Below are 8,482 nucleotides of genomic sequence, written 5' to 3'. Positions count from 1 at the left end.
CTACTGTCGCCAGCTCGAACCGCCGTCGGGACTCCACAGCTGCGGAGAGGCAGCCTACGGCGTGAGGCCCGAGCACCTGCTCCCTCGACTTCGCGGCCTTTGGCCGCTCCGCTCAGGATGACAACCCGGTCAAGGCGTCCACCGAAGAAGCTTGCATACATAGCGCCGCAATGTATAATGCCGCCATGCATCTGGCCGGTCGGGCCGGTGGGGCAAGCAAGGAGGCAGGGCGTGGATATCAACAAGGACCTGATGGCGGCGTCGTCGACGCCACTCGTGCTCGCGATCCTCGCCGAAGGAGATAGCTACGGCTACGCTATCCTCAAGCGAGTCAAGGACTTGAGCGGCGGGCACATCGAGTGGACCGACGGGATGCTCTACCCCGTGCTGCACCGACTCGAGCGACTGGGCCACGTGGAGGCGCGCTGGGAAGTCCCCGAAAGCGGTCGGAAGCGGAAGTACTACCAGGTGACCTCGCAGGGGCTGGCCCAGCTCGCCGAGGAGCACCGGCAGTGGCAGGCGGTCGATGCTGCGCTCCGGGGGATCTGGCACTCGATTTCGGCGGCAGGGAACCCGGCAGGCCACGCCCTCCTGCCGCAGGGGGCATGATGACCCCCGACAGCGTCCCACTCTCATCGCTCGAAGAGCAGATCGGCCAGTGGCGGAATTATCTCCGCCGTCGGCAGGCGATCCACACCGTGGATGTCGCCGAACTCGAGGATCATCTCCGTGAACAGGTCGCCGGGCTGGTCGAGAGCGGGCTCGCTTCCGATGAGGCGTTCCTGATCGCCGTCAAGCGAATGGGAAGTCTCGATTCGCTCTCGCGCGAGTTCGCGCGCGAACACTCCGAGCGACTCTGGAAGCAACTGGTAGTCCCGCCGCAAGAGAATGGTTCGCCCCAGACCGCCGGCCGCAGCGACGCCATCGTCGCCTTCGGCTACGCCATCGCGGCGGGGCTGGCAGTCAAGGCTCCCGCGCTCTTCGGGATCACGCCCGACAACAACGAAGCGTTCTACTTCCGCAATCTCCCGTTCTTCGTGCTGCCGCTGGTGACCGGGTACTTCGCCTGGAAGCGCGGGATCAGTCGCACGACTGCCGCGTGGCTGGCCGTCGTCTTCATCGTTGCCGCTGCCCTCGTCAACTTCTATCCGTTCGCGCCGAAAGGGTCGACCGAGATGCTCGCGGCGGCTCACCTGCCGATCGCGTTGCTCCTGGTGACAGGAATTGCATATGCCGGTGGTCGCTGGCGGGATGTGGCCGGGCGAATGGACTTCATTCGTTTTTCAGGCGAGCTCTTCATCTACTACGTCCTGATCGCGCTGGGCGGCGGCGTCCTCACGGCGTTCCTGATGATGATCTTCGAGACGATCGGCATCAATGCACAGCCGTTCGTGCAGGGGTGGATGCCGAGCTGTGTGGCGGGCGCTGTAGTCGTGGCGGCGTGGCTGGTCGAGGCAAAGCAGAGCGTGATCGAGAATATGGCGCCGGTGCTGACGCGTCTCTTCACGCCGCTCTTCGCCGCGGTGCTGGTCACCTTCCTCGGCGCGATGCTCTGGACCGGCGGTGGCGTCCACATCGAACGCAACATGCTGATGGCCTTCGACGCACTGCTGATCGTGGTGCTGGCGCTGCTGGTCTATTCGATCTCGGCCCGCGACTCAGGCGCGCCAGCTGGCGCGTTCGACATCGTGCAGGTGGTACTGCTCGTGAGTGCCCTCCTCGCCGATGCCGTGGCACTCTGGGCTATCGCAGCACGCATCTCCGAATGGGGCTTCACGCCGAATCGGGTGGCCGTGCTCGGCGTCAACCTGATCCTGCTCGTCAACCTTGCGTGGTCTACTGTGCTGTACACCCGCTTCGTGAGACGTCGCGGTGTGTTCGCGGCACTCGAGCAGTGGCAGACGAATTATCTCCCGGTTTACGCGGCGTGGGCTGCGCTCGTGGTGGTCGTCTTTCCGCCGCTGTTCGGGTTTGCGTGATGCCGCGCTGGCTGAGGGTTCTTCGTGGGATGATCGGTACCGGACTGACGTTCGCGGTGGGAGTCGGCGGCTTCACCGCACTGGTCGGTCTGATCATGATGGTCGCGGGGCAGGTCACCTTCATCGAGATTCTGCAGATCGCCGGGAAGTTCTCGGTGGTCTCGTTCATACTCGGTGTGATGTTCTCCGGCGTGCTCGCCCTGAGCGCCGGCGGGCAGGCGCTCGGCAAGCTCTCGCTCAAGTTCGTCACCGCGCTCGGTGCCGCCGGCGGCTTCATCTACTGGCTGATGATCGGCTTCGCGAACGGGTTCAATGCCTGGACCCTCGGCGTCGCGCTCATGAATCTCGTGCTGCTCCTCGCAATGGGCGGTGGTGCCGCAGCGGCGACTTTCCTGCTGGCGCGGCAGGCGGGAAAGTCGCTGGGTGCGGGTGAGGACGATGTTGCGAGTCTGGGGGAGGGGAGTGTGGAGGAGGAGCTTCGGGAGCGCGAGCGGGAGAGGGTGAAGCGGCGGTAGACCGACAACTCTCGTTCCCTCTGCGGTCCTGCCCATCCGACTTCGGAGGCCCCAGGCGTCGCGTCACGATGTTCCCGCCTGCCCGATGGCCCGGGGCGACAGATCCCGCGTGGGGTAGCGAAATCTTCGCGGGCGTCGCGTCGTGGGTGCCTCGGAGCAGACTCGCGGAGGCGCCGCGCACCAGATCTACTGTCGCCAGCTCGAACCGCCGTCGGGACTCCGCTGGGCTGCGGAGAGGCAGCCCACGGCGTGAGGCCCGGCGCGAGTCAATCTGCGTGCTTCGTCTGCGGTCCGGCCCATACGAGTTCGGAAACCCCAGGGCCCGCGACGATGTCCTGCTATCACGCGCCGGCCAGGATGCGCGGGCCAGGCTCTGCACCTGGTTCTTATCGATCGCCCGACGGCCCGGGGCGACAGATCCCGCGTGGGGTAGCGAAATCTTCGCGGGCGTCGCGTCGTGGGTGCCTCGGAGCAGCCTTGGAGGCGCCGCGCACCAGCTGTACTGTCGCCAGCTCGAACCGCCGTCGGGACTCCACAGCTGCGGAGAGGCAGCCACGGCGTGACGTCCGAGCACCTGCTCCTTCGACTTCGCTCGCCTTCGGCTCGCTTCGCTCAGGATGACAACCCGCCTGACGGCCCGGGGCGACTCGCTCTAGGCGGTACCTGCCGCGTGCAATGCGGCGCCAAGCGCGATAGTCTGCTCGATCAGCGCATCGACGTCGACGGCTTCAGTGCGGAAGTTCACGATGCAGGCGCGCAGTGCGAAGCGGCCATCGATGATCGCGTTTGATGGATAGACGCGGCCGGTCAGCTGCAGCTCCGCCATCAGTCGTTCGTTGAGCCGGTTGAGATAGGGCTCCGCATCGTGATCGCCGCGCAACTCGCGCGGCACATACCGGAAACAGGCGATCGAGAGTTGCGGCGTGGGCCCAAGCGGTTCGAGTTCGGCCGTGGCTGCCGCACGGTCGTAGAGGTAGCGCGCAAGTGCCACATCGTGAGCAATGCGCCGCTGATAGGCGTCCCAGCCGTGAGCGAGCAGCGAGACCCAGATCTTGAAGGCGCTCGCGCTGCGTGAGAACTGCGGGCCCAGCGCGAAGAGGTCGACGCCGCGGCCGGTGAGTGCCTTGTCCTCGAAGACGTAGTCGGGCTCGATCGCGAACGCATCGGCGAGCGTCTGCATATCGCGCACGAGAATCACACCGCCCGATATCGGTGTGTAGAGCCACTTGTGTGGGTCGAGTGCTACCGAATCGGCGCGCTCGATGCCGCGAAAGAGCGGCTGCAGCGAATCGGTGAGCGCCGCGACACCACCGTAGGCGCCATCCACGTGAAGCCAGAGCCCGAATTCGGCGCAGAGATCCGCAATGTCGTTCAGCGGATCGATCGCGCCGGTCGAGACAGTGCCCGCGGTGGCGATCACCGCCATCGGCTGGCAGCCATTGCGGAGATCGCGCTCAATCGCGCTACGCAACGCATCGGTCCGCATCCGCAGCGAAGCGTCGACGGCGATCTTCCGGACGGCATCGCGGCCGAGGCCGAGCAAGTCGGCCGCGCGGGTGTTCACATCGTGGACTTGGGACGAGGCATAGCAGGTCAGCGGCGGTCCTGCGCGCATACCGAGTTCGCGGGTGGCCCACCCCGCACGCGCATCGCGCGCCACCTTGAGTCCCACGAACGCGGCCATCGCACCACCCGAGGTCACGTAACCACCGGCGGTCGCTGGGAGACCGAGGCGCGCGGCCATCCAGCGGCCGAGATGCAACTCGATCTCGGTCATTCCCGGGCCAAGTCGCCAGCCACCGACATTCTGGTTGAGCGCGGCGGCCAGCAGATCGGCTGCGGCACCAGGCACGGTACCCGGTCCGGAGATGTACGCCATGAAGCCGGGATGGCCCATATAGGTGGAGTGTTCGAATGCGAGCGTGCGCAGCGATGCCATCAGCTCGGGCATCGGAACCGGCGCATCGGGGATCTCGCGCGTCACCGCAGCACGCACTTCGCTGGCGGTGGCGCGACCACCGACTGGCAAGGTCGCGATCTGCTCGAGCAACTCACGCCAGAGCGCGACGACTTCGGTCCCCATCGCAGCGGCCTGAGCCGGGTCCCATGCGAGGTCGGTGACCGGCGAGGGGGCCGACGGGAGTTTCATCGCTTCACCGCAGCCTTGGTCAGCGCAATGGCGGCAGGCGTCGTCGCCGACGGGGCCTTCGCCGCGAGCGGGACGTCGGCGGGATTGATGTACTTCATCTCGAACGGCCCCCGGGCGTGGACCTGGACTTCGGTCGCCGTGCGGGCGATGGCATAGTGGGCCTCGCTCGCCGGTTCGGTCACCGACTTGCCAGCCGTCAGCGTCTGCATGCCCGTGGGCGAGACCGAGGCCCCCTGGCCCACGGCGAGTGCGCCGCGAATGACCGTGAGCTTTTCGTCGGTCGGGTGCGTGTGCGGCGCCAACCGGTAACCGGCAGGGAGTCGGAGGCGCACCGTGAACAGCGAGCTGCTCCCCGGGTCGCCCTGGATCACTGCCATCTCGGCCCCTTTGGGAAACATTGCGGGGGCTGGCCGCCACTTGAGCCCGGGGGCGTCGGTCTGGGCCACGGCGCAGGTGGTCGAAAGCGCCATGAAAAGCGTTGTCGGGGCGAGCAGTTGGGTCGGGCGCATGGTCTCGGTCTCCACTGGCTTGAATCTCCGTCAGGCCTCGGGGAAATCCCCCGATGTTTGTCGTGGAGGGAGAATACCGAAACGCCGCAAGCAGGAAACCGAGGGAAGTACGGGGATTTTCGATTGGGCCACGGGAAAAGTGACCCGGGGCTGCGGGGAGTTACGAGGGCTGTCCGGGGGCAAGGCCGCGATCGGCTGCCCAGACGGCCAACTGCGCCCGGGAAGCAAAGCCGAGCTTCGAGAGGGCGGCCGCCACATACCCTTCGACGGTGCGCTCGCCGATGCCGAGGGCGGCGGCAATGGCCCGATTCGACTTCCCCTGGGCGACCAGCGCCGCGGCGTCTCGCTCGCGGCGAGTGAGCCCGCCGAAGCGGGCCTTGGTCTGCTGCGCCGTGGTGCGCTGGGGCGGCGGCGGTGCCAGTCGGTCAACGAACTCGCGGAAGGTCTCGATCAGCGCCTCGTCATCGAGATCGGCGAGCAGGGTCGCCGCAACATCGCGCGCCGCATCGAATGCCTTGCGTGACTCGCGACGGCTGCCGCGCTCAAGATGCAGGGTCCCGCGCAACGCCTCGATCTGCCAGAGGAGCGAGCGTGCCTCCTGCGCCAGCGCATTCGCGTGTGCGCGGTCGAGTGCGGCGGTCGCCTGGCTCCACTGCTCCAGCGCGACGAAGCAACGCGCCTGGAGCAACTCCGCGCGCGGTGCGCCACGGATTGCGATGCTGGCGAGCAGGGCGAGGGCCTCCTGCGGCTGGCCGGTCGCAAGGGCGAGCTCTGCCTGGGCCAGCGTGAGTGCACGTTCACCGAGGGTGGGCTTCGGGGGCATCGCGCCACGGACGGGCAGCGGCGGCACCGCCTCCGCGATCTCGCGGAGCACCTGGGCGGCGCGCTCGTGCTCGCCCGCCTGCACCAGTGTCGTGGCGAGTGCGCTGCCAGTCCAGCGGATCCAGGTGGCGGAATTCAACTGTCGCGCCACCTGGTGAGCCAGCTCGTGTTCGCGAACTGCGGCCTCGATATCGCCGAGATCCAGCGCGATCCAGCCGAGGACACGACGGGCGCCACATTGCCATTCGCGATGCGCGATTTCCTGGGCGATCGATAGCGACGCGCGCGCCAATGTGATGGCACGCGCGAAATCGCCGCGCCACGCGATGCAATCGGCGAGCAGGTAGCGCGAGAAGGCCTCTCCCGCCCGCCAGCCGATCTCCGTTGCGAGCCGCACGGGATGCTCATCGCGCAGGATCCCCGGCAAACTGCTCCCTGCGGCGACCGGGCCGGCGGAGGAGTGATAGCTCGGTCCGCACACTGCGAGCACCGACTGTGCGTTGGAGAGTCCGCGGCGATTCTCGAGCGCCGTGAACAGGGTGATGGCACGTTCGTACAGCGGCGCCGCCCGATCCTGATCACCGGCGAGGTGGTACGCCATCGCGAGAAGGTCCACCGTCTCGGCGACGCCGGCCGCATCGCCAACACTCTCGAAGAGCGTGAGGGCCTCATCGTGGAAGGGGATGCCCTCGGCGATGTCCTCGCCGTTGAGGTGCCAGTTGCCGACGCGATTGAGGCTTCGCGCGATCAGTCGCGGATCGCCGATCGCACGGGCCACCACGAGCGCGTCGCGACGGTAGTCGCACGCGCGCTCGTAGTCGCGGGCAGCCCAGAGCATCCCGGCCGCGTACAGCGCCTCCCATTCGCCCTGTCGATCGGCCGCGGTTCGCGCTGCAGCCAGTGCGGTATCGAAATCTTCCTGAGCCCGGGCGAAGGCACCGAGGGTTTCGTGCACGCGCCCGCGCGAGAGCAGGAGTGCAGGTTCCACTGCGCGTCCGGCGGAGGCGGTCGCAGCGACGGCGCGATCGAGCTGGAGCAGCGCCTCGCGCGGCGCGCCGAGGGCGATCGCGTGGGCGGCGGCGCGGCGGGCATAGTGGATGGCGGACGTCCACGACCCGGCCTCGAACGAGTGGTAGGCAAGGGTATCGTCGAGGTCGTCGGTATTGCCGCCGTGCTGGTGTTCAATGGCCGTGGCGATGGCGCGATGGAGCGTGACTCGCTCGCGCGCGAGCAGCTGCGTGCGGAGTGATTCGCGGCTCAGGGCGTGCCGGAAGGCGAAGCGGTCGGCGCTCTCCTCGACCACGAGCTGCGCATTGACCAGTTCCTTCATTGCGCCGAGGACGATGCGATCGTTGTAGCCGGTGACCGACTGCACCAGCGCGAAATCGAAGCGGCGCCCCGCGACCGCCGCCACCGAGGCAACTTCGCGCGCTTCGGTGCTGAGCCCGGCGAGGCGCCGGGTTACGGCCTCGGTGGCGGATCGCGGGATCGGAATCTCGTCGAGTGGCCGGGCGCGCCAGGTCTCACCACGCTGCTCGACGTCACCAGCCACGACAAGGGCCTTGAGCATCTCCTCGACGAAGAACGGATTTCCTTCGGTTGCCTCGTGGAGTCGGGTCACGAAGGTGTGGTCGAACAGCGCGTGCGGGCCGAAGATCGCGCGGAGCATGCGTGCGCATTCGTCGGCATCGAGGGGTCGGAGCGGTACGTCGGCGGCGCAGCGCGCACGATCGAGGTCGGCGAGCAGCCGGGCGAGATCGGAGTCGATCTCGTCGTTGCGAAAGACGAGCGCGAGCACGACGCGGTGGCTCACCAGCTGGCGCGCGAGGGTGCGCAGCAGGTCGAGGGTCGCGTCATCGCTCCAGTGCACGTCCTCGAAGGTGAGGAGGACGGGCTGCGTTCGCGCGAGCTGATGCACCGCGCTCGTCATCGCGTGGTGCAGTCGGCGGCGGCTCTCTTCCGGATCGCGCGACGGTGCCGGAGTCGCCTCGGGAAATATGGTGGCCAGCTCGGGAAAGAGCGCCAGCAATTCCGGAGCTGCCGGAGCGAAGCAGTGCGCGGCAAGGGCGGGGGAGGTCGTGGCCGCGAGGACCTGTACCAGGTCGAGCAGCGGGGCATATGGAGAGGTGCGATCGGCCTGGAAGCAGGTTCCGATCAGGGAGACGAAACCGAGGGAGCGGGCGTGGGTGATGGTCTCGCGTACCATCCGCGACTTGCCAATGCCGGCCTCCCCCGAAATGAGGAGAGTGCTGCCGTGGGCGTCGCGCGCACGAGCGAGGGTGTGCTGCGCCGTAGCAAGCGGAGCGGCACGACCAATCAACTCGGGGCAGACCACGCGCTGGTCGGCGGGCACCGTGGACTCCGGGTCCGGGGGAGGGGAAATAGTAGTTACGGCGCCCTCCGGAAGGGATGGGAACCGGGACGGAGCTTCGCTCCCTCGACTTCGCCCGCTTCGCGGGCTTCCCTTCGACCAGCTCAGGGCAGGCTGCTCAGGATGACAACGCAAAA

6 protein-coding genes are annotated in these 8,482 nt (G+C 67.5%); 3 read left to right on the top strand and 3 right to left on the bottom strand.

Translation table 11 applies throughout. From position 1 onward, the window contains the following. The first annotated feature begins 231 nt into the window (after window positions 1-231). The 3 genes from V4558_12745 to V4558_12735 are packed head-to-tail and all read left to right on the top strand — an operon-like array spanning window position 232 to window position 2,494. Entirely contained in the window at window positions 232-609 is a 378-nt protein-coding gene (locus V4558_12745) for a helix-turn-helix transcriptional regulator (protein MES2306375.1), read from the top strand. Beyond that, a complete protein-coding gene (locus V4558_12740) occupies window positions 609-1,979 on the top strand; it encodes a permease prefix domain 1-containing protein (GenBank protein ID MES2306374.1) in 1,371 nt (456 codons plus the stop codon). The genes V4558_12745 and V4558_12740 overlap by 1 nt, the downstream gene beginning before the upstream one ends. A 29-nt stretch (window positions 1,980-2,008) precedes the next feature. Further along, on the top strand, window positions 2,009-2,494 hold the full coding sequence (locus V4558_12735; protein MES2306373.1) for a hypothetical protein: 486 nt from the start codon (window positions 2,009-2,011) through the stop codon (window positions 2,492-2,494). A gap of 652 nt (window positions 2,495-3,146) precedes the next feature. Here V4558_12735 and V4558_12730 read toward each other — a convergent pair. From V4558_12730 to V4558_12720, 3 genes are all read right to left on the bottom strand, one after another. After that, complete coding sequence (locus V4558_12730) at window positions 3,147-4,643, bottom strand: pyridoxal-dependent decarboxylase (GenBank protein ID MES2306372.1); 1,497 nt, start codon at window positions 4,641-4,643, stop codon at window positions 3,147-3,149. Continuing rightward, window positions 4,640-5,152 carry a cupin domain-containing protein gene (locus tag V4558_12725; GenBank protein MES2306371.1) on the bottom strand — a complete coding sequence of 171 codons (513 nt, stop codon included), beginning with the start codon at window positions 5,150-5,152 and terminating at the stop codon, window positions 4,640-4,642. The genes V4558_12730 and V4558_12725 overlap by 4 nt, the downstream gene beginning before the upstream one ends. A 160-nt stretch (window positions 5,153-5,312) precedes the next feature. Continuing rightward, complete coding sequence (locus V4558_12720) at window positions 5,313-8,327, bottom strand: AAA family ATPase (protein MES2306370.1); 3,015 nt, start codon at window positions 8,325-8,327, stop codon at window positions 5,313-5,315. Window positions 8,328-8,482 lie beyond the last annotated feature (155 nt).

It is taken from the genome of Gemmatimonadota bacterium, assembly GCA_040388535.1.
In the GTDB taxonomy this organism is placed as follows: domain Bacteria; phylum Gemmatimonadota; class Gemmatimonadetes; order Gemmatimonadales; family GWC2-71-9; genus Palsa-1233.
The sequence above is the reverse complement of the archived record's forward strand: the minus strand, read 5'-3'. Positions and strand labels throughout refer to the sequence as shown.

What these genes read in the sequence shown, in the direction of transcription:
- V4558_12730 (MES2306372.1), bottom strand. Translation starts at nt 4,643, where the DNA reads ATGAAACTCCCGTCGGCCCCCTCGCCGGTCACCGACCTCGCATGGGAC.
- V4558_12725 (MES2306371.1), bottom strand. Translation starts at nt 5,152, where the DNA reads ATGCGCCCGACCCAACTGCTCGCCCCGACAACGCTTTTCATGGCGCTT.
- V4558_12740 (MES2306374.1), top strand. Translation starts at nt 609, where the DNA reads ATGACCCCCGACAGCGTCCCACTCTCATCGCTCGAAGAGCAGATCGGC.
- V4558_12735 (MES2306373.1), top strand. Translation starts at nt 2,009, where the DNA reads ATGATCGGTACCGGACTGACGTTCGCGGTGGGAGTCGGCGGCTTCACC.